Below are 18,667 nucleotides of genomic sequence, written 5' to 3'. Positions count from 1 at the left end.
GTGCCGTACACAGGCGCGCGGTGCGCAGTGGCGCTCCGGCCGGCAGACCCGTACGCGGGGGCGCCCGGCGGGATGCTCCCGAGCGCTACGGGGGCTGCGACAAGACACCGCCGAATCCTGCAAAGCCGCCGTTGCTCTCGCGTCACCGCTCATGTGAGCAACTTATTGACGGCACCCCCGGGCAGCAGCCGTTCGCCGAGCAGGGATCGGCAGGTAGCCGGTCAACCGCCGAAAACGCAACCGGCGGCAGCCTTCGTCGCGGCCGGGGTCTTGGAGAGGCCGACGGTTTGTTCCTCGGAGTGCCGCGGGCGGGACGCGGTAACAGGTGCGTGGGATCAGTCGGTGTCGAGGCCGTCGATCAGGCGGTTGAGGAACCGGGTGAAAGTGGCTTCGGGGGTGAGGGTGCGTCCGGGGGCGGAAAGGGTCTCGGCGAGTTCCGGGTGGCAGCCGTCGGCAGCGACAGCGGCGAGGTAGCGGGCCTCGGCTGCGGCCCGGTCCGGGGATTGTGAGGCTGCGGCCTGCGCGATCTCGTGGGCGACGTGTCCGGCCACGAAAGCGGTGAGCTGGGCGAAAGCCTCCAGCTTCGCCGCACCGTCCAGTCCGGTGGGCCGCAGGACTGCGAGCGCGTGTTCCAGGAAGGCCAGCGTGTTGGGGCCCGGAACGCGACGGGTGGACAAGGCGGCGGGCAGCCAGGGGTGGCGCAGCATGTGTGCGCGCTGCAGGTGGGCGATGGTCTTCAGATCGGCACGCCAGTCGCCGCTGGGTGGGTCCGTGGCCGTCAGTTCGCCGCTGACGTGGTCGACCATCAGTTCCAGCAGTGTCCCCTTGTCAGGGGCGTAGCTGTAGAGCGACATGGCACCGGCTCCGACCTCGGCGGCCACCCGCCGCATGGTGACCGCTTCGAGCCCTTCGGCGTCCGCCAGGGTGACGGCTGCCACGGTGATCTCCTCCCGGCTGAAGGAGGGCCTGCGGCCCCTGCGGGGCTCGGTGGGACGCAGCCAGAGCTGTTCGGGGTCGACGCCTGCGGCGCCGGACCCCCCGTCACGGGACACGGTCTCGCGCTCCTTCACCTGTTTGTCGAGGCGGCTCTTGCGAAGGTCATCCAAGCATCCTCTATTCTCGTACACTGTACTGAATAGAGGAGGGGAACGATGCCACCACGCACGCCCGACGCTGTGGCCGGACCGGCCTGGGTGCCACCTGCCGGAAAACCGCCGCTGTCCTCACGGATGATGAGAGCGACCTGGCGGGGCCTGCCGGCGAAACGGCATGAGGTCGGATGGGAACCGGGGCTGGTGGTGCCGGCCGCCGACAGCAGCCCGTTGATCACTGATCACTACTTCCCGCGTGCGGAGGGCGACTTCCCAACCCTCCTGGTCCGCTCCCCTTATGGCCGCGGCCTGCCGTGGTCTCCCCAGTACGGCCTGCTCTTCGCCGAACAGGGCTTTCACGTGGTCCTGCAGAGCTGCCGCGGTACCGGCGGTTCGGGCGGTGCGTTCGACCTGTGGCGCAACGAGGCCGCCGACGGGCAGGCCACGGTGTCGTGGCTGCGCGAGCAGCCCTGGTTCAACGGAACGCTGGGGACCGTCGGCCCCAGTTACCTGGGCTACGTGCAATGGGCCCTTGCCCTGGACCCGCCGCCGGAACTGAAGGCAATGGTGGTGCAGGTGGGCCTGCACGATCCCTACGCCCTGTTCCACGCGGACGGTGCGCTACGCCTGGAGAACGCCCTCGCCGTCGGTATGGGCATGACCTACCAGCACCAGGGCATGGGACCGTTCCTGAGGGCGACGCTGCGTCTTCAGCGCCGCCTGCGTGACGTCACCACCGCGCAGCCCTTGCGCGGGGCGTACGTGTCCGCCCTCGGGGGCGAGGTGCCCTGGCTGGACGACGTCATGACGCACCCGGACCCCAAGGACGCGTACTGGCACGGCGCGTCGCTGGCGGAGCCGGCGGAGCGGCTCAGCGTGCCCACGAGTCTGATCACCGGATGGCATGACGCGCTGGTCGACCAGACCTTCGAGCAGCATGACCGGCTGCGTCAGGCCGACTGCGAGACCGCTCTGCTCGTCGGCCCCTGGACCCACACCTCCGCCCTGCAACAGGGGTGGCCCGAGGTGTTCGCCGAGAGCCTCGCGTGGCTGCGCGCGCACCTGTGCGCCGACCCCTCCGGCCTGCGCCCGACCGCGGTGCGCATGCACATCGGCGGCGAAAACGCCTGGCGGGACCTCGACGAGTGGCCGCCGGCCGCGGCTGCCACCTCGTGGTACCCCATCTCCGGCGGGCATCTCACCCAGCAGGCCTCCACGGACTCCGCACCCCTGACGTCATTGCGCTACGACCCGGCCGACCCCACCCCGTCCCTCGGCGGCCCACTGCTCTCCCGCACCGCCGGCCCACGCGACAACAGCACCCTGGAAGCTCGAGACGACGTCCTGACATTCACCAGCCCCCCACTGACCGAGCCCCTGGACATTCTGGGCCCAGTCTCCGCTCGGCTGAGCATCTCCACGGACACCGGCCACGCCGACGTCTTCACCCGCCTGTGCGACGTGGACCCACAAGGCCACTCCGTCAACATCTGTGACGGACTGGGCCGGCTTCGGACGACTGAACATGTGCAGTCGCAGGTCACCGTGCCGATGAGCTCCACCGCCCATCGCTTCGCCGTCGGTCACCGCATACGCTGGCAGATCAGCGGAGGCGCCCATCCGCGCTACGCCCGCAATCCCGGCACCGGGGAGCCGCCGGTGGACGCCACCACCTTCGCACCGGTGCGCATCGCACTCCACACGGACTCGGCATTGATGCTTCCCCGCAGCTCCGGGCTCACGTGATTCTCGGGCCTGCGGGAAACGGCTGACGGGCCGGGCCGCCAGGCCCGGCCCACTCCTCCGCGCCGTCCCCATCGCCCGTCCAGGTCAACGGCGTCCGGGTTGCCCAAGGGCCGCAGCCTCCGCCGGCGGGGAGAGAAGCGCGGAACCTGTGGCGGCCCACGTGGTTGAGGTTCGCGTGACGCAGCGGGGACTTCATCGCAGCACCGCCACGACCAGCGAGCCGCCGAGGACGCTGAGGCTGATGATGTACGCGATCTGCCGGGAGAGTTCGCTCACGTCCCGTCCTCCGGAGGCATGGCTTTGTGTTCCGGCGCGAAGCGAACGGGGAGGGGAGCGGTGTCGGCAGTCTCCGTCTGCTTCCGGTGCTCGGCGGCCAGCCGTCGCAGCATGCGGGCGAGGTCGCGCAGGTGCTGGTAGGCGCTGAAGACGAGGATGCCGTCTCCTGGTGCAGCCGCGAGGAGCTGGTCAACCTCCCATCGGGTGGCGCGCGTTGCAGTGGTCTGCTCGCGTTCGAGGGTCTCTTCGGCGAAGAGGCGGATGCGCCCTCGCAGCTCAGACGTCCACTCGTCGATCTCTTGACGGGTGGTGGTACCGAGCTGGAGTTTGAGGGCGCCATCGGCTGCTTGATGCGCGGTTTCGACGTCCAGGGGGACGTCGGTTGCGCTGGGACCAACGGCGTTCGCGGCCGGTCCCAATGGCCGACTGTTCATGAGGTCCTTCATGGGGGGCTCCTGGCCCTGGGGGCATGGGGGAGGGGTGTGCGCGCAGGGGTGGGCTGCGATTTGTCAGTCGCGCGGTGCTTTGGGCAGGCAACTGCTAGTAATCGTGACAGCGCTGCCGATACCGTGGAAGTGCTGCAGCGGTTTTCTGCGAGTGACTTTCTGCGCGAAGTCCTGTGCTGCAGCAGTGTGTTCATGCTCTCCAGTGGAGCCTTCTGCTGTGACGCAGAAGGCTCCTTGCGGCAGCGGGACATTTTCCATCACACTGGGTAACACGCCCTGGGAGGCAGAAGATGATCACGGATGTGGAGTCTGCGACGCCCGCCCTCTGTCGCCTTCAGTTAGGCCGCGAGCTCCGGCAGCTCCGGCAGGAAGCCGGACTCACGTCGACCCAGGTGGTTCGCACTCTGATCTGTAGCCCATCGAAGCTGACGAGGCTGGAGACGGGTGAGAACGCAGTGGTGGAGACAGCAGACGTAATGGCGCTCTGCGAGATCTATCAAGCAACCCCTGAGAAGCGGGCCTTGCTGCTCGGGTATGCGGCCGTGATCAAAACCAAGAAGGACTGGTGGCAGTCACCGGAGTACAGGCCGGCCATCGCGCCGACGTTCAAGGCGTACTTGGGACTGGAGGCCACGGCTGCGGCACTGCACAACTACGAGGGCGAGTTCGTTCCCGGTCTTCTCCAGACAGAGGACTACGTCCGAGCGATTCACCAGCGCGCACACGAGAGGCTTGCCGCCGACGAGATCGACAGACTCGTGGCGGTTCGGATGACGCGACAAGAGGCGCTTCACCGCGAATTGGGACCCCTCAAGTTTGCAGCGGTCATCAACGAGTCGGTTTTGTACCGTCAGGTTGGGGCACCGGCTGTCATGCGTGCTCAGATAGAGCACCTGGCAGAGGTGGCCACACAGCCGTCAGTGCGGGTTCAAGTCATCCCCTTCAGGGCGGGCGCCCATCCCGGTATGAACGGGGCCTTCACCTTGCTCCGATTCGACGATGCGCACCCCATCGTCTACCTGGAGAACCTTGGTGGTGCGTCGGTCACTCGGCGGCGCGCCGACGTGGGCCTGTACGAAGAGGCGTTCACCGACCTCCAGATTCTTGCTGTGGGACCTCAAGAGTCTCTTGGCATGATTAGAGAAGCGATCAAGGAGCACTGATTCACATGACCACTCACGCGCCGGCCGGTGCGCACTGGTTCAGGTCCAGCTACAGCAATGACCAGGGGGGGCAATGCGTTGAGGGCGCCCGGCTGGACGGATCAAGGATGGCCGTCCGCGACTCCAAGGACCCGGAGCAGGGGGTCTGCGTCTTCCCTGCCGCCGCCTGGCTCGCGTTCGTCGATGAGGTCAAAGTCAGCGACACCGTTGCCTGATGACGCCTGGCAAGAAGGCTCCTGTGGAAGGCTGGCAGGGGCCTTCGTTGCGTCAGGGGACCGGCAGGTGCCCAAAGTGAGTTCCTCGTCCGTGGAGTCCTCGATGCGGGTCATGCCGTACGCCGTGAACTGCTCGCGAGTGCGATGTTCGTAGGGTTCCTGCGGGGCCAGCGCTGTGACTGCATAGGTTCACTGGGTTCGGTGTTGCCCTGACCCGGTACTGAAGTCCCGGGTTTGTTGCTCGGGTCATCACTGGCGGTGATGGGTCTCTGGGCCGAGCTCGACCTCGTACCGTGACCGCCTCCACCGGGTCGCGGCAGTCACGACCCGGTGGCCCAAGACACGGCGGGCCGCGACGCGGTCGTGCACGACATCAAAAGATCCAAGAACCGGGGAAATCACCCTTCCCAACCCCACCCTGCCTCCCGTCACTCACACGGGTGAGGTTTGCCAACTCGACTGGATTCCGGACTGGTTGGCTGGCATAAGCTCGCCCCCACAACCACAGACATGCGACGGCCCCCGGCCAGGACAGCAATCCTGATCGAGGGCCTGACCACCGAGGAAGTAGGAGCTTCCCGATGGATACCCCGCAGATTAGCGCGCCCTCGCGCGCCCTGTCATCCGGTGTCGTACACATCAACACCCCGCACACCAGCCGCTTCACGGTCGTCGGCAACCACCTCACCCAACACGGTGAGCTGTCCCTCACTGCGATCGGGCTCGCCGCCCACATCCAGTCGCTGCCCGACGGATTCAGGATCGGCATCAGGTTCCTCGCCGACCGCTTTCCGGAGAGCGAGGCCCGGATCGCCGCCGCCCTGCGCGAACTGGAAGCCCACGGCTACCTGAAGCGCACCCGGGAGCGCATCCCCAGCGGCCGGGTCGTCACCCGCACGGTCTCCTACAACCAGCCCACCACCGATGCGAGCCCTGCCGCAGCGCCCGAACCTCGGCCCAGGCCCGTCCGCCCGGCCCCCGAGCCTCCGGCCCCGACGCCCGCACCGGCCCCTGCGCCCGTACCGGAGAAGGCCCCCGTGCCCCCGCCGGTTCGGAGAACACCCCCACACCCGTACCGCGCCCGTCGCTTCCCCAGCCGCAGGTCCCCGACCTCGACCGCCACCGCGCGGCCACCGACCTCCTCGCGGGCCTGCGCCGTCACGAGCCCCGACTGTTGCTGGCCGAGGGCGACGTCCGCCGACTGGCCCCCGCCGTCGCCGCCTGGCTCGAACGCGATGCCCACCCCGACGCCGTACGCCGCACTCTCGTCGCCGACCTGCCCGAGCCGCTGACCCACCCGGCGGGCCTCCTCGCCCACCGCCTCACCACCCTCCTGCCGCCCCCACTGCCCACCGCCCCGGTTCGGGAAGCCGCGCCACGCCCCGAGCCGCTTCAGAACTGTGACGGTTGCGACCGGGCCTTCCGAGCCCCGGAGCCGGGCCACTGCCGCGAGTGCCGATCCGACCTGAAGGAGGCCGCCTAGCATGAACGTGACGACCCTTGCCCCCGGGCACAGACGAGGAGCGCACGCCATGGTCAATGCCCCGGACGATGCCCAGCGGGACTCGATCCGCTACCGGGCCATGCGCGACATCGTCGAGCAGATGCAGGATGACGTTCCCGGAAAGTTCGAGATCACCAAAGAAGGGATCGTGCACGACATGATGGCCCCGGGGCGTCCCCATGAGCTGACCGCTGCCCGGGTGAGCCGTCGCCTGGAGAAGTCGATGCCGGACGAGATCGTGGCGCATACGGGGACGCCTGATGTCGAAGGGGCGCCGGAAGGCATCATGCGCCACCCCGACATCATGGTGATCGCCGAGGCCGACATGGAGGGGCAGGGATCCTTCGACCCCCGTACGCTCATCGCCGCCGTCGAAGTCGTCTCCCAGTCCAATCCGGACAACGACTGGGTGAGCAAGATGCGGGACTACCCACTGCTCGGTGTCCCCATCTACGCGATCTTCGATCCCCGCACGGGCACGGGTGCCGTCCTCTCCGAGATTCACCCGACGCCGGAAGGTCCGCGATACGCGATCCGCAAGGACTTCGTGTACGGCGAGGACGTCACCATCGGCGAGTGGACGATCTCGACCGACGCGCTCCCGCGTTACGCCTGACGCCCGCGCCGAGGCACCCGCCCGGCCCCGAACAGTCAGCCGGTGCGCGCCAGCCTCTTGGCGATCTTCTGTGCGTCCAGGGCCAGTTCGCGCAGCATGCCGCTGATCGGGTTGGTGAAGCCGGTGAAGTACAGGCCGGGTGCCTGCTTGGGCGTGCGGCCGCCGTGCACCACCGGGCGGCCCCGTGCGTCCAGTACGCCGAGGTGGCCGACCAGCCCCTCCAGGGCCCGCCGGTAGCCGGTTGCCGCGATCACCGCGTCCGGGGTGATCCCGTCCCCGTCGGCCAGCACCACCACGTCCTTGTCGAACGACTCGACGGCCGCCACCGGCACCACCCGGCCGCTCTTCACCGCGTCGATCAGCCCCACGTCCTGCACCGGAATAGCCCCGTCCTTGACCCGTGAGTACAGGCCGGTGTCCGGGCGTGGGAGGCCCTGGGTGGCGAGGTCCGGCACGGCGATCCTGGCCATCAGGCGCCCGGCCCGGTCGACCAGCCGGACCGGCAGCCTGCGGACCAGGATGCCGGTCGCCTGCGCGGGCCAGCCCGCCGTCGAGCGGCGCACGATGTGCGGCACGGTGCGCACGGCGATCCGAACCCGGGACGCCCCGCCCTCCACCAGGTCGGCGGCGATCTCGGCGCCCGTGTTGCCGATGCCGACGACAAGGACGTCCCTGCCCGCGTACGGGGCGGGATCGCGGTAGCCGGAGGCGTGCACCAGGTCGCCGGTGAAGGTGTCGCGGCCGGACCAGTCGGGGATGCGCGGGGTGTGGTTGTAGCCGGTGGCGACGACAACGGCCCGGCCGGTCAGCATCCGGCCGCCGGTCGCGGTCAGCTGCCAGCCGGCTCCGTCGGGGGCCCGGTCGATCCGGGACACCTCGACGCCCGTCACCACTTCCAGCTCGTGGTGCTCGACGTACTTCTCCAGATAGCACACCACATCGTCCCTGGCCACCCAGCGTCCGAACCGGCGTGGCATCGCGAGTCCCGGCAGCGCGGACCGGCGCCGGGTCGTGTGGAGGTGCAGCCGGTCGTAGTGGCGGCGCCAGGACGCGCCCACGTTCTCGGACTTCTCCAGCACCACCGCCCGTACCCCCTGCTCGCGCAGGGCCGCCGCGGCGGCGAGACCGCCCGGGCCACCACCGATGACGTACACGGGCCGGCCCTCGGTGAGGTCGATACGGGCCGGGGTGGGGCTACCGGCGGTAGGTGCGCTGTCGGGCATGAGTCGGAGCGTAATCGCGCGCTTACTTGATGGGTCTCGGACAAGACCGGAATCGGTTGCGAATTGATCACGGGTGTGTGGCTCTTGCATGCCTCCTGCGCGCCCCTTGCGCAAGTCTTCGCCATCAGGTGAACTGACGTACCGTCAGATTCAGGAGCGGGAGGCCCCATGCAGACGATCTGGCTCGGCAGCGCCGAGTGGCTCGCCGTCCTCCGGATAGGCCTCGGCCTGTGGTGGCTGGAGAGCTGGCGGCACAAGGACAAGAAGGGCTGGTTCGAGCGCGGTACGGGCATCGCCTGGGCCGCGGACGTGGCGGGCAAGCACCGGTGGACGGCCGTGCGTACCGGTTTCCAGCGGATCGTCGCTCCGCGCCCGAAGGTCATGGCCCATCTCGTCGTGTACGCCGAACTCGCCCTGGGTCTCGGCCTGGTAGCCGGATTTCTCACCCCTGTCGCGCTCGTCGCCGGACTCCTCCTCAACCTCCTCTACCTCGTGCTGATGATCCACGACTGGGCCGAGCAGGGGCAGAACGCGATGATGGCGCTCATCTCGCTCGTCGCGCTGCTCGCGATGTCCTGGCAGACCTGGTCCCTCGACGAAGCGATCGGACTCTTCCTGTGACCGTGGCCGCCGTACGTTTCGACCTCCCCGAGCCCGACGCCTTCACCCGCCCCTACTGGGATGCCGCCGCCCAGGGGCTGTTGCTGCTGCGCCGCTGCCGCGCCTGCGGGCGCGCGCACCACTACCCGCGCGAGTTCTGCCCGCACTGCTGGAGCGAGGACGTCACCTGGGAGCGGGCGAGCGGAGACGCCACGCTCTACACCTGGTCCGTCGTGCACCGCAACGACCTGCCGCCGTTCGGTGCCCGCGTCCCGTACACCGCTGCCGTCGTCGACCTGGCCGAGGGGCCGCGGATGATGACGGAGATCGTGGGATGTGAGGAATCCGGCCTCGCCATCGGCATGGCGCTGCGGGTGGCCTTCCGTCGGGAGGAGGGGGAAGAGGCCGTTCCGGTCTTCCACCCCGGAGACTGCTGAGGTTCCTGAGGCTGCTGAGTGCGTTTTGCGCGTGCTGGTCGCAGCCACTCGTCGGTGACTGCGACCAGCACATCGAGATCCACTTCTGGAACGCGCGAACGCGCGAACGCGCCCTAGTCCCGCTGTGCCGGCCCGAGGGTGGGTGGCTTCTGTTGGTCGCCGGCGGGGCTGACGTCGCCGCTCTTCCATCCGGGGTCGTAGGCGCAGGGCACGGTGGCGCCGCCGGTGAAGTACTCCCGGTCCGGGTACCAGGTGAAGGACATCCGCTCGGCCCCGTCGTCCCGCTGGACGAACAGGTCCCAGTCCTTGCCCTTCGCGCCCTCACGGTAGGACGTGACCTCCCAGCCGTTGTCCTTGAGGTGCCGGTGCAGTCGGCGGAGGCCGGAGACAGCCTGGCTCGCGGGCACGTGGTCCAGCGCCCAGCTGTGGCTCATCTGGTAGGCGCCGTCGACGGTCTTGTCCTCCAGCCCCAGCAGGCCCCCGTCGTAGCAGTAGTCGGAGCTGAACGTGTTCTCCGTGCTGACGCCGACGTCCTCGACTCCTGGTTCCACGGTGCGTTTGAACCCCACGAGGTCGTACGCCTCCTGGGAACGCTGGAAGGCGCGGCCGGCCATGTCCTCGGGCGTGACGCGGGGAAGGTCCGTCGACCCCGATGAGGCCCCAACGAGCACGGCGACCAGAACGAGAACGAGTACGACGACGAACGCGGCGCAGCCGCATCCGAGGGCCCCGAGGACGGAAGAGGGGGACCTGGACTCGGTCGGGGCGGGGGTGGCGTCGGTGGGTACGTTCTCCTCGGGCATACGGGGACGGTATGCCAACTGCGGAGCGCGGTGGATGGGTGCGATCACCCGGCAAGGAGTAGGTACGCGTACTCAGACCGACCGGCAAGTGGGGGCGGCGTCGCGGGGCTGGGCACGCGCGTCTGCCGCGTTTCGTCAGTCACCAACGCTCCGCGTCGACTCCTTCCTCCGCCTTGCAGCTGCACGCACCTAGCCCCGCTCCTTCACCCACCCCCCATTTGCCGGTCGGTCTCAGTTGATCCGCGTTCGTATGCTCGAAAGGCGACGGCTTGGGAAGCGGGGCCCGGCGCGAGTCGATGCGACTCAGGACTCGATGCTGCGCAGCTTGCGGCGTTCGCGGAAGTTCGGGTGGCGGACGACCACACCACCCATGCCGCAGGAGCCCGTCAGCCGGAGGAGCGGGGCGCCGGGCGTCCTCTCGTCCGTGGTCCTGTCCTTCAGGCCGCCGAGGCCGTGATCCAGGTTGCCGGTGTGCACGGTCCAGCCCTCCGGGATCACGATCTTCACCCCGGCCATCTCTCCGCGCACTTCCAGCGCGATCTCGCGCAGTCGGCACTCGGCGCGGGTGAAGTCGATCCGGACGCCGCCGATGCCGCCCTGGGCGCGTATCACCGGGGGGACCTTCCAGACGCCCGAGCGCGTCACGCCGTGCATGCCGCCCTTGAGGACCAGCGGCTCACCCGTCGCCACCTCGATGGGGACCAGATCCTCGGTGAGGGGCGCCAGTTCGGCGTAGGTCTTGGCGGACAGTGCCAGCCCGAGCCGGGTGTCCAGCTCGTCCATGTCGATGCGGCCCTCGGCCGCCGCCTCCCGCAACTGCTCGACCACCGCCTCGCGATCGGCATCCGAAGCGCGCATACGGTCGGCGGAACGGGAGGGCTCAGCAGTCATGGAAGCGATGATACGGGCGGGTGCGACGCCGGGCCCCTGCCATCGGCCCTCCCCGCGTCACAGCCCCGGCGCCCCCCACACCGGGAACCACCGGGCCAGATCCTTCTCCATCCGGAGGTCGTCCCCGAGCACCGCCCGGACCTGCAACTCCAGCTGGTTGTCGCGCTTCTCGGCGCCGCCCGGCACCGGGGCGAACGGATAGAACGTGCCGCGCTTGTAGAGATAGACCAGGGCCAGCGGACGGTCCCGCGCATCCCGGAAGCCGATCAGGGAGCAGAGCAGCTGTGGCCCGAAGCCGCCGTCCTGGAGCAGCGTGTTCACCGCGTGCAGGTCGTTGACCAGGGCGGCCGTGTCCTCGGCCGACTGCCGGGCGAGCAGCCAGGTGTAGCCGTACGTGTCCTGGCTGAACTCCACCGGAATGCCGCCCCGGTCGGTGTCGGCGTCGAGCAGTTCGCGTACGTCCTGCTGGATGCGGGCGAAGGTGCCGCCCTCGACGCCCGCGAAGCAGACCGAGCCGAGGCCGGTGGGGGCGAACCCCGCGCCGGCCTGGAGGGTGAGGGCGGCGGAGGGCACGGCGAAGAGCTGGTCGAGGTCGGGGCGGACCGGTTTGGTGCGGCCCAGGATGGTGTCGAGGAGACCCATGAACGTTCCTTACGGGCGGGCGAGGTCGGCGGAGATACGGGCCAGCTGGTCCAGGCGCTGCTCAAGGGTCGGGTGGGAGGAGAGCAGCCGGCTCAGGCTCTCCTTGGAGGAGAACGCGGGAACGAAGTAGAAGGCGTTGTACGGCTCCGCCTTCCGCAGGTCCTCGGTCGGGATGCGGGCCATCTGGCCGCTCACCTTCGTGAGGGCGGAGGCGAGCGCCGAGGGGCGGCCGGTGAGCAGGGCGGCGGTGCGGTCGGCGGAGAGCTCGCGGTAGCGCGAGAGCAGCCGGGTGAGCAGGAAGCTCAGGGCGTACACGACGGCGCTGACCAGCGGGATGAGCATGACCGCGATGCCGACGGGGTCATTGGCCCTGCTGTTGCGGGAGAGGCCGCCCCACAGGGCGACGCGGGTGACGATGCCGGCGAGCACACCGAGGAACGAGGCGATCGTCATGACGGCGACATCGCGGTGCGCGACGTGCGACATCTCGTGCGCGAGTACGCCCTCCAGCTCCTCCGGCTCCAGTCTGCGCAGCAGTCCGGTGGTGGCGCATACCAGGGCGGTCTTCTCGCTCCGGCCGGTGGCGAAGGCGTTCGGCACATCGCTCTGGGCGATCGCCACCCGGGGCTTGGGCATGTCGGCCAGGGCGCAGATGCGGTCGACGGTGCCGTGCAGCTCCGGCGCCTGCTCGGGGGTGACCTCCCGGGCGCCCATACTGAAGGCCGCGATGCGGTCGCTGAACCAGAACTGGGCGATGAAGAGGCCGCCGGTGAAGATCAGAATGATCGGCCAGGCGCCGCGCAGCACCGCGAGCAGCACGCCGACCAGCACCACGTACAGCAGACCGATCAGGAACATGGTGGTCACCATGCGCGTGGTCAGCCCGCGGTCGGGGGCGTAACGGGAACGGGTTCGGCTCATCGGTGCCTCCACTCCTCATCTTCTCTCCCATAGTGCCCCTTTACGGTTGAATCCGAATAAATCTGCGGACCGTGAGCGCCCCGCCTCCGGGCCGGGCGGCCCGCGGGCGCTGTCCCTACGGCCAGAGCAGTTCCCGCGTCCAGTGCGCACCGTCCCGGCGGTAGCGCAGCCGTACGTGTCGGCGCCCCGCGTCGCCCTGGAAGAACTCGACCTCCCGGGGCTCGACCACGTAACGCGTCCAGCCGGCTACCTCCGCGTCCGGCTCGGCCGACGCCCGTTCCCAGGCGGCGTCGGCGGTCCGGGCCAGTTCCTCCCGCGAGTCCAGCACCTCGCTCTGCGACCCGGTCAGCGCCGCTGCAAGTGCCCCGGTCGAGCGGGCGTGCAGATCGGCCAGGCTCTCCGCCCGGCTCGTCTCGGTGACCGGTCCCCGCACCCGCACCTGTCGCCCCTGCACCGGCCAGTAGAAGCCGAGCGCCGCGTGCGGGTGGGCGGCGAGCTGTCGGCCCTTCGTGCTGGTGCGGTGCGTGGCGAAGTGCCAGCCGCGCTCGTCCGCGTCGTGCAGCATCAGCGTCCGCACATCGGGCCGGCCCTCGGCGTCGACGGTGGCCAGCGACATCGTGTGCGGCTCGGCCTGCCCGGCGGCCACGGCCTCGGCGAACCAGGCGTGGAAGAGGGGGAGCGGGGCGGAGGGCGCGGTGTCCGGGTCGAAGGCGGGAAGGTCCACGTCCCAGACCCGCTGGGCGTGGAGCAGGTCCAGGAAGCTCTGCTGTGCGTCGGTCTTCTGTACGTCGCTCATGGCCCCATTGCAGCGCATGGCGCCCTCGCGCAGGGCACCGCTGCCCGCTACGGAAGCCCGGTGGCTCCGGTGTCGCCGGCCGGCGTGGTCGTCGGCCCTCACCCCCGCCCCAGCACCACCGTCCCCGACGAGCAGAACCAGCCGCCCGTCCCCGATGCCACCGCCAGCTCCGGCAGCCGTCCGCCCGCCCTGCGCACCTGGCGCCCACCCGCCTCGCCGCGCAGCTGCCGTACCGCCTCCACCAGCAGGAACAGTCCGCGCATCCCGGGGTGGCAGGCGGACAGGCCGCCCCCGTCCGTGTTGACCGGCAGCTCGCCCGTCAGACCGGTCCGGCCCTTCTCCACGAACGCGCCGCCCTCCCCCTTCGCACAGAACCCCAGGTCCTCCAGCGTCACCAGCGTCATATAGGTGAACGCGTCATAGATCTCGGCGAGATCGATGTCCGCGGGCCGCACCCCCGCCCGTTCGAACGCCAGGCGGCCCGAGACCGCCGCGGGGGAGACCGTGAAGTCGTCCCACTCGGACATGGTGGAGTGCGAGACGTGCTCACCCGTACCGAGGATCCACACCGGCTCCTTCGCCGTGTCCGGTACGTACTCCTCGGCGGCCAGCAGTACCGCGCAGCCGCCGTCGCTGCGGATGCAGCAGTGCAGCTTGGTGAACGGGTCCGCGATCACCGGCCCCGACATCACGTCGGCCACCGTGATCGGGTCACGGAACATCGCGTCCGGGTTGGCCGCCGCGTTCGCCCGCGCCTGGACCGCCACCTCGGCGAGCTGCTCCAGGGTCGTCCCGTACTCGTGCATATGGCGGCGGGCGGCCATTGCGTACTTGGCGATCAGTGAGTGCCCGTACGGCACCTCGAACTGGAGCGGGCCGCGCGCCCCGAAGGAGAGGTTGGACGTCCGGCGGCCCGCCTTGATGTCCGCGCGTGCCGTCGATCCGTACACCAGCAGAACGGCATTGGCGTGACCCGCCGCGATGGCGTCCGCCGCATGGGCCGCCATCACCTCCCAGGTCGAGCCGCCGACCGCGGTGGAGTCCACCCAGATGGGTTTCAGCCCCAGATACTCGGCGACCTCGACCGGGGCGAGCGTGCCGAGTCCGGCGGAGGCGAAACCGTCGACGACGGACCGGTCCAGGCCCGAATCGGCCAGTGCCCGGCGGGCGGCCTGGGCGTGCAGTGCGTACGGCGTGGCCTCGTCGATGCGCCCGCAGTCGGCGAGGGATATGCCGACGACAGCGACCTTGCGGTGGGAAGAAGGCATGGATCTGACGGTACATCAGATAGTGGGTGCGCGGACCGCCCGGTGGGACGGGATCTCCCCGGCCCCTCCCGGTGCGCGACTCTGGGAATCTCGTAGATTCACCCCTAGCATGACGGGCCGTCAGATCAGAGGCCGAAGGCCCCTGAGGGGAAGGAGCCCGACGATGGATGCCGCCTTCACCGCGGAACAGGACGAGATCCGCCGCACCCTGCGCGAACTGCTGGCCAAACGCAGTGGACCCGACGACGTCAGGAGTGCCGTACGGACCGCCGACGGGTACGACGAGACCCTGTGGCGACAGCTCGCCCAGGACCTCGGGCTGCCCGGGCTCGCCCTCCCCCAGGAGTACGGAGGTGTCGGCTGCGGCCTGGCCGAGCTCGCCGTCGCCTGTGAGGAGACCGGTCGCGCCCTGCTGCCGTCGCCCCTGATCGCCACCGCCGCACTCGCCGCGCCCCTGATCGCCGCCCTCGGCACCGAGGCCCAGCGCACCGCCCTGCTGCCGCGCATCGCCGCCGGCCAACTGACCGCGACCCTGGCCGTCCCCGGCGGCTCGCTCGCCACCGCACTCGGCCTCACCGGTGACCCCACCGGCGGCGCCTGGGCGGGTGGCGGCCGGGCGGGCGGAATACAGGCCAGGCCGGTCGGCGGCGCGGAGGGCTGGCGGTTGTACGGGGAGGCCGCCCAGGTCCTCGACGGGCACAGCGCGGGACTCCTCCTGGTGGCCGCCCACACCGGCGGCTTCCCGCGCAGTCGTACGCTCCTCTTCCTGGTCCGCCCGGACACGGCGGCCGGAATCGTCCGCGCCCGCCGGACCTCGCTGGACGAGACCCGCCCGTTGGCCCGCATCGAACTCCGTGACACCGAGGCCGAACTCCTCGGCGCGGACGACACCGTGGACGTCATCGACGCGCTCGCCCCGGCAGGACGCGGGGTCGCCGTACTGCTCGCCGCGGAGGCGGTGGGGGCGGCGGCGAGCGCACTGGATCGGACCGTCGAATACGTGAAGACGCGCGAACAGTTCGGCCGGGCGATCGGCTCCTTCCAGGCCGTGAAGCACCGCCTCGCGGATCTGTACGTACGGGTGCAGGCGGCTCGTTCCGCCGCGTACTACGCGGCCTGGGACCCGGCGGCCGGGGGCCTCGCACTCGCCCAGGCCCTGGAGGCGCTGCGGATCACCACGGCCGAGGCCGTCCAGCTGCACGGCGGGATCGGCTTCACCTGGGAACACGAGGCGCATCTGTACTTCAAGCGGGCCGCTGCCGACGAACTGCTCTTCGGCCCCGTCCACCGGCTCCGCGACCATGCGGCGCAGCAGGCCGGACTGTTCGGACCGTCGAACGGGCAGCCGTCCGCGTCCTCGGCATTCGCCGCCCCGGGATCGGCCGAGCAGGTGGCGGTCTGATGGCACTCGGCGTCCGGCTGGTCCAGAAGGTGTCCTCGACCCGCACGTTCGCGAGGATCGCCCCGCATGTCATCCCCGCCATGGACCGTACGGTGCACCGGCTCACGCGCGGCAAGGTGCTGCTCAGCGCCCGGATGCTGCCGGGGCTGATCCTGACGGTGCCGGGAGCGAGAAGCGGGCAGCTCAGGACCACTCCGCTGGCCTGCATGCCGGAGAACGGGACGGAGCAGAGCTGGATCCTGGTCGGCAGCAATTTCGGCCGTACGGGGCATCCGGCCTGGACCGCGAATCTGCTGGCCGGTCCCGGCAAGGCCGTCGTCAACTGGAGGGGCCGGGACATTCCGGTGCGCGCCACACTGCTGCAGGGCGCGGAACGGGATGCGGTGTGGCGGACGGCGCTGAAGTTCTGGCCGCCCTATGCGGCGTATCAGGCGCGGGTCGAGCGGGAGATCCGGCTCTTCAGGCTGGAACGGCGGAGTGACGCCGCGACCTGACGAGGCCGGACGCGGAAGCGGCGCGAGGCGACCGCGGGTGTTGGTGATGTGCGAAAACCGTGCTTGGGAACGGCCGTTGGAGCGATCCGTGGAACGGTCCGGGTGCACCGACGGCGGACCACATGCGTGGTCCGCCGTCGGTGAGACAGGACCTGGGGCGCCCGGAACTGCCGCGCGGTACCCAGTGGGGAAGGGGCCCGGTGCGGCGCTACTTGGTCGGCTTCTTGCCGGTGATGCCCAGATGCACCAACAGTGCGAGATTCGGCTTGAGTTCGGCCTGCTTCACGCCCCAGGTCGTAAAGCCCTTCTGGTGCGAGGCGACCGCGGCCAGCATCGCGACGAGCGAGCCCGCCATCGCGGCGGCGCTGACGTCCTTGTCGACCTTGCCCCTGGCCTGGAGCTCCTTCACCGAATCCGTAAGGGAGTTGGTGACCGAGTTCAGGATCTTCATACGGATCTTGTAGAACCGCTTGTCGCCCTCGGCCGCTCCGAGGTCGACCACACGCAGGATCGCGTCATGATGTCGCCAGAAGTCGAGGAATCCCTCGACGAGTTCTTCGGCGGTCTGCCAGCCGGCCTTGCCGACCCAGGAGCGGCCTGCGACCAGTTCGGTCAAACCGGCGCCCTCCTTGGCCATCTCTTCGGCGATTTCGAGGACGGCGCCCTCGACGTCGGGGAAGTATTGGTAGAAGGTCGCGGGTGAAGTCCCCGCCTTCCGGGCGACGTCGATGACTTTGACGTCCCGGTACGGCGAGGAACTGAGCATCTCGCTGAGGCAGTCGAGCAGCTTCTGCCGCGTTGCCTGTCCGCGTCGACCGGCCACGCGGCCGTCGACGGTGCGCACTTGTCCTGTCATGCCGTCAGCTTACCGAGGGGGGATCGGAGCGCGATTCGGCCGACTGCAAATGGGGAGCACCGCAGGCGGGGTGGGGGGAGTGGCCGGATATCGACGGATGCGCCCCACAGGGAGATAAGTCTTATCAACAGCCTGTGGATAACTTCCGTGGATAACTTTCCGTGATGCCGCGGGCGAGGAACTCCTCTGTCGAAAATTAGTTCGATGGGACGGGTCGGGGCGCGGTACGCGCCACCCACGGCTACGTTGGGTGTGACGAGCGTCACTGCCACGAACTGCGAACGGCCGCGAACGACCGCGGACAACTGCGAACAAGCCGCGAACGACCGCGACCGACCGCGACGGAAGGATCCGGGCCCATGGCCGCATTCGCGCAATCCGCGCCGTGCTGGGCGGATGTGCAGCTTCCCGACCTCGAAGCGGGCAAGCGCTTCTACGGTGAGCTGTTCGGCTGGACCTTCCGGGCCGGCGACGGCCCGTACGCGGACGCACTCAGCGACGGGAAGCTCGTCGCCGCACTCGCCGCCAAGCAGGACGGCCGGATGCCGACCGCCTGGGGCATCTACTTCGCCACCGACGACATCGTCGCGACGGTCGCCCGTATCAGGGAGGCGGGCGGCCAGGTGATCACCGACCCCGTGCGGGCGGGCGGGGCGGGAGTGCTCGCCCAGGCGGCCGATCCCGGCGGAGCGGTCTTCGGGCTCTGGCAGGCCGGTGACCGCGAAGGCTTCCAGAAGCAGAACGAACCAGGCTCCTTCTGCTGGACCGAGGTCCGCACCCGGCAGAAGGACCGTGTCGACGCCTTCTACGAGGAGGTCTTCGGCTTCCAGGGCACCGATCTCGACGCCTCCGGCGCGGGCGAATCCGGTACAGCCGGGTCCGGCGTCGACTTCCGCATGTGGTCCCCGGCCGGTACGGAACCCGGACCGGACACCGCGGTCGGCGGGCGCAGCGTCATCACCGATGCCTTCCCGGCCGAGATGCCCAGCTACTTCCTCAGCTACTTCGCCGTCGAGGACTGCAATTCCGCCGCCGGACACGCCGTACGCCTCGGCGGCCGCATCTCCGCGCCGCCCTTCGACCTCCCGTACGGGAGGACGGCGGTCCTCCAGGACGATCAGGGTGCCGTGTTCGCCGTACTTCAGCCCCCTGTGTCCGGGAAGAGGGCAGAGTGAGCTGTGACACCCCGGTCCGCCCCCGGGTTCGCAACCAGAGCCTCAGCCAGGAACAATCGGGGTGCGCACCGCCGGGTGGTGCCCAGTGGTGAGACGCCGTAC

19 protein-coding genes and 1 pseudogene are annotated in these 18,667 nt (G+C 69.7%); 10 read left to right on the top strand and 10 right to left on the bottom strand.

Going from position 1 to position 18,667, the window contains the following annotated elements:
* Positions 1-335: 335 nt before the first annotated feature.
* Positions 336-1,052: a TetR/AcrR family transcriptional regulator gene (locus OG609_RS17270; protein ID WP_327278086.1), complete on the bottom strand. Its 717-nt coding sequence runs from the start codon at positions 1,050-1,052 to the stop codon at positions 336-338.
* Positions 1,053-1,151: 99 nt separating this feature from the next.
* Between OG609_RS17270 and OG609_RS17265 the strand changes: the two genes are divergently transcribed.
* Positions 1,152-2,837, top strand: a complete 1,686-nt coding sequence (locus tag OG609_RS17265) for a CocE/NonD family hydrolase (protein ID WP_442817972.1) — start codon at positions 1,152-1,154, stop codon at positions 2,835-2,837.
* A gap of 272 nt (positions 2,838-3,109) precedes the next feature.
* On the opposite strand, the gene OG609_RS17260 is transcribed toward OG609_RS17265, so the two are convergent.
* Positions 3,110-3,559, bottom strand: coding sequence for a DUF6415 family natural product biosynthesis protein (locus tag OG609_RS17260; RefSeq protein ID WP_327273632.1), 450 nt, complete (start codon positions 3,557-3,559; stop codon positions 3,110-3,112).
* A 290-nt stretch (positions 3,560-3,849) separates the two neighbouring features.
* Between OG609_RS17260 and OG609_RS17255 the strand changes: the two genes are divergently transcribed.
* The 4 genes and pseudogenes from OG609_RS17255 to OG609_RS17240 all read left to right on the top strand — a co-directional run bounded on the left by OG609_RS17255 (position 3,850) and on the right by OG609_RS17240 (position 7,057).
* The gene (locus OG609_RS17255) at positions 3,850-4,722 is read left to right on the top strand and encodes a helix-turn-helix domain-containing protein (protein ID WP_327273631.1); all 873 of its coding nucleotides are present in this window, start codon (positions 3,850-3,852) and stop codon (positions 4,720-4,722) included.
* A gap of 5 nt (positions 4,723-4,727) precedes the next feature.
* Entirely contained in the window at positions 4,728-4,937 is a 210-nt protein-coding gene (locus OG609_RS17250; protein ID WP_327273630.1) for a DUF397 domain-containing protein, read from the top strand.
* Positions 4,938-5,518: 581 nt separating this feature from the next.
* Positions 5,519-6,420, top strand: a pseudogene (locus OG609_RS17245) (helix-turn-helix domain-containing protein).
* Between the two features lie 49 nt (positions 6,421-6,469).
* Positions 6,470-7,057 carry a Uma2 family endonuclease gene (locus tag OG609_RS17240; RefSeq protein WP_327278084.1) on the top strand — a complete coding sequence of 196 codons (588 nt, stop codon included), beginning with the start codon at positions 6,470-6,472 and terminating at the stop codon, positions 7,055-7,057.
* Between the two features lie 35 nt (positions 7,058-7,092).
* Here OG609_RS17240 and OG609_RS17235 read toward each other — a convergent pair whose 3' ends face one another.
* Positions 7,093-8,280, bottom strand: coding sequence for a flavin-containing monooxygenase (locus tag OG609_RS17235; protein WP_327273629.1), 1,188 nt, complete (start codon positions 8,278-8,280; stop codon positions 7,093-7,095).
* Between the two features lie 168 nt (positions 8,281-8,448).
* Here OG609_RS17235 and OG609_RS17230 point away from each other — a divergent pair, with 168 nt between their 5' ends.
* On the top strand, positions 8,449-8,901 hold the full coding sequence (locus OG609_RS17230; protein WP_327273628.1) for a DoxX family protein: 453 nt from the start codon (positions 8,449-8,451) through the stop codon (positions 8,899-8,901).
* A 2-nt stretch (positions 8,902-8,903) separates the two neighbouring features.
* Positions 8,904-9,317 (top strand): Zn-ribbon domain-containing OB-fold protein, encoded by a 414-nt coding sequence (locus OG609_RS17225; RefSeq protein ID WP_327273627.1) that lies wholly within the window; start codon positions 8,904-8,906, stop codon positions 9,315-9,317.
* A gap of 113 nt (positions 9,318-9,430) precedes the next feature.
* Here the strand turns inward: OG609_RS17225 and OG609_RS17220 are convergent, their stop codons facing one another.
* The 6 genes from OG609_RS17220 to OG609_RS17195 all read right to left on the bottom strand — a co-directional run bounded on the left by OG609_RS17220 (position 9,431) and on the right by OG609_RS17195 (position 14,638).
* Positions 9,431-10,120, bottom strand: a complete 690-nt coding sequence (locus OG609_RS17220; RefSeq protein WP_327273626.1) for a hypothetical protein — start codon at positions 10,118-10,120, stop codon at positions 9,431-9,433.
* 303 nt (positions 10,121-10,423) lie between these two features.
* Complete coding sequence (locus OG609_RS17215) at positions 10,424-11,011, bottom strand: DUF1707 SHOCT-like domain-containing protein (RefSeq protein WP_327273625.1); 588 nt, start codon at positions 11,009-11,011, stop codon at positions 10,424-10,426.
* Positions 11,012-11,068: 57 nt separating this feature from the next.
* A complete protein-coding gene (pspAB, locus tag OG609_RS17210) occupies positions 11,069-11,653 on the bottom strand; it encodes a PspA-associated protein PspAB (RefSeq protein WP_327273624.1) in 585 nt (194 codons plus the stop codon).
* A gap of 9 nt (positions 11,654-11,662) precedes the next feature.
* Positions 11,663-12,574 (bottom strand): zinc metalloprotease HtpX, encoded by a 912-nt coding sequence (gene htpX / locus OG609_RS17205; protein ID WP_327273623.1) that lies wholly within the window; start codon positions 12,572-12,574, stop codon positions 11,663-11,665.
* Between the two features lie 115 nt (positions 12,575-12,689).
* Positions 12,690-13,388 (bottom strand): pyridoxine/pyridoxamine 5'-phosphate oxidase, encoded by a 699-nt coding sequence (locus OG609_RS17200; protein WP_382901096.1) that lies wholly within the window; start codon positions 13,386-13,388, stop codon positions 12,690-12,692.
* Between the two features lie 80 nt (positions 13,389-13,468).
* A complete protein-coding gene (locus tag OG609_RS17195; RefSeq protein WP_327273621.1) occupies positions 13,469-14,638 on the bottom strand; it encodes a thiolase C-terminal domain-containing protein in 1,170 nt (389 codons plus the stop codon).
* 163 nt (positions 14,639-14,801) lie between these two features.
* On the opposite strand from OG609_RS17195, the gene OG609_RS17190 reads away from it, so the two are divergent.
* Complete coding sequence (locus tag OG609_RS17190) at positions 14,802-16,040, top strand: acyl-CoA dehydrogenase family protein (RefSeq protein ID WP_327273620.1); 1,239 nt, start codon at positions 14,802-14,804, stop codon at positions 16,038-16,040.
* Positions 16,040-16,534 (top strand): nitroreductase family deazaflavin-dependent oxidoreductase, encoded by a 495-nt coding sequence (locus OG609_RS17185; protein WP_327273619.1) that lies wholly within the window; start codon positions 16,040-16,042, stop codon positions 16,532-16,534. Before OG609_RS17190 ends, OG609_RS17185 begins: the two co-directional genes overlap by 1 nt.
* Positions 16,535-16,742: 208 nt before the next feature.
* Here the strand turns inward: OG609_RS17185 and OG609_RS17180 are convergent, their stop codons facing one another.
* Entirely contained in the window at positions 16,743-17,390 is a 648-nt protein-coding gene (locus OG609_RS17180) for a TetR family transcriptional regulator (RefSeq protein WP_327273618.1), read from the bottom strand.
* Positions 17,391-17,749: 359 nt separating this feature from the next.
* Here OG609_RS17180 and OG609_RS17175 point away from each other — a divergent pair, with 359 nt between their 5' ends.
* Positions 17,750-18,565, top strand: a complete 816-nt coding sequence (locus OG609_RS17175) for a VOC family protein (protein WP_327273617.1) — start codon at positions 17,750-17,752, stop codon at positions 18,563-18,565.
* The last annotated feature ends 102 nt before the right edge of the window (positions 18,566-18,667 follow it).

Source organism: Streptomyces sp. NBC_01224 (assembly GCF_036002945.1).
Taxonomy (GTDB): domain Bacteria; phylum Actinomycetota; class Actinomycetes; order Streptomycetales; family Streptomycetaceae; genus Streptomyces.
The sequence above is the reverse complement of the archived record's forward strand: the minus strand, read 5'-3'. Positions and strand labels throughout refer to the sequence as shown.

Bases quoted from the DNA above. Each gene is read 5' to 3' on its own strand.
- OG609_RS17230 (WP_327273628.1), top strand. From the start codon at position 8,449: ATGCAGACGATCTGGCTCGGCAGCGCCGAGTGGCTCGCCGTCCTCCGG.
- OG609_RS17255 (WP_327273631.1), top strand. From the start codon at position 3,850: ATGATCACGGATGTGGAGTCTGCGACGCCCGCCCTCTGTCGCCTTCAG.
- OG609_RS17195 (WP_327273621.1), bottom strand. From the start codon at position 14,638: ATGCCTTCTTCCCACCGCAAGGTCGCTGTCGTCGGCATATCCCTCGCC.
- OG609_RS17250 (WP_327273630.1), top strand. From the start codon at position 4,728: ATGACCACTCACGCGCCGGCCGGTGCGCACTGGTTCAGGTCCAGCTAC.
- OG609_RS17265 (WP_442817972.1), top strand. From the start codon at position 1,152: ATGCCACCACGCACGCCCGACGCTGTGGCCGGACCGGCCTGGGTGCCA.
- pspAB (WP_327273624.1), bottom strand. From the start codon at position 11,653: ATGGGTCTCCTCGACACCATCCTGGGCCGCACCAAACCGGTCCGCCCC.
- OG609_RS17220 (WP_327273626.1), bottom strand. From the start codon at position 10,120: ATGCCCGAGGAGAACGTACCCACCGACGCCACCCCCGCCCCGACCGAG.
- htpX (WP_327273623.1), bottom strand. From the start codon at position 12,574: ATGAGCCGAACCCGTTCCCGTTACGCCCCCGACCGCGGGCTGACCACG.
- OG609_RS17180 (WP_327273618.1), bottom strand. From the start codon at position 17,390: ATGACAGGACAAGTGCGCACCGTCGACGGCCGCGTGGCCGGTCGACGC.
- OG609_RS17240 (WP_327278084.1), top strand. From the start codon at position 6,470: ATGGTCAATGCCCCGGACGATGCCCAGCGGGACTCGATCCGCTACCGG.
- OG609_RS17185 (WP_327273619.1), top strand. From the start codon at position 16,040: ATGGCACTCGGCGTCCGGCTGGTCCAGAAGGTGTCCTCGACCCGCACG.
- OG609_RS17235 (WP_327273629.1), bottom strand. From the start codon at position 8,280: ATGCCCGACAGCGCACCTACCGCCGGTAGCCCCACCCCGGCCCGTATC.
- OG609_RS17190 (WP_327273620.1), top strand. From the start codon at position 14,802: ATGGATGCCGCCTTCACCGCGGAACAGGACGAGATCCGCCGCACCCTG.
- OG609_RS17175 (WP_327273617.1), top strand. From the start codon at position 17,750: ATGGCCGCATTCGCGCAATCCGCGCCGTGCTGGGCGGATGTGCAGCTT.
- OG609_RS17215 (WP_327273625.1), bottom strand. From the start codon at position 11,011: ATGACTGCTGAGCCCTCCCGTTCCGCCGACCGTATGCGCGCTTCGGAT.
- OG609_RS17200 (WP_382901096.1), bottom strand. From the start codon at position 13,388: ATGCGCTGCAATGGGGCCATGAGCGACGTACAGAAGACCGACGCACAG.
- OG609_RS17260 (WP_327273632.1), bottom strand. From the start codon at position 3,559: ATGAAGGACCTCATGAACAGTCGGCCATTGGGACCGGCCGCGAACGCC.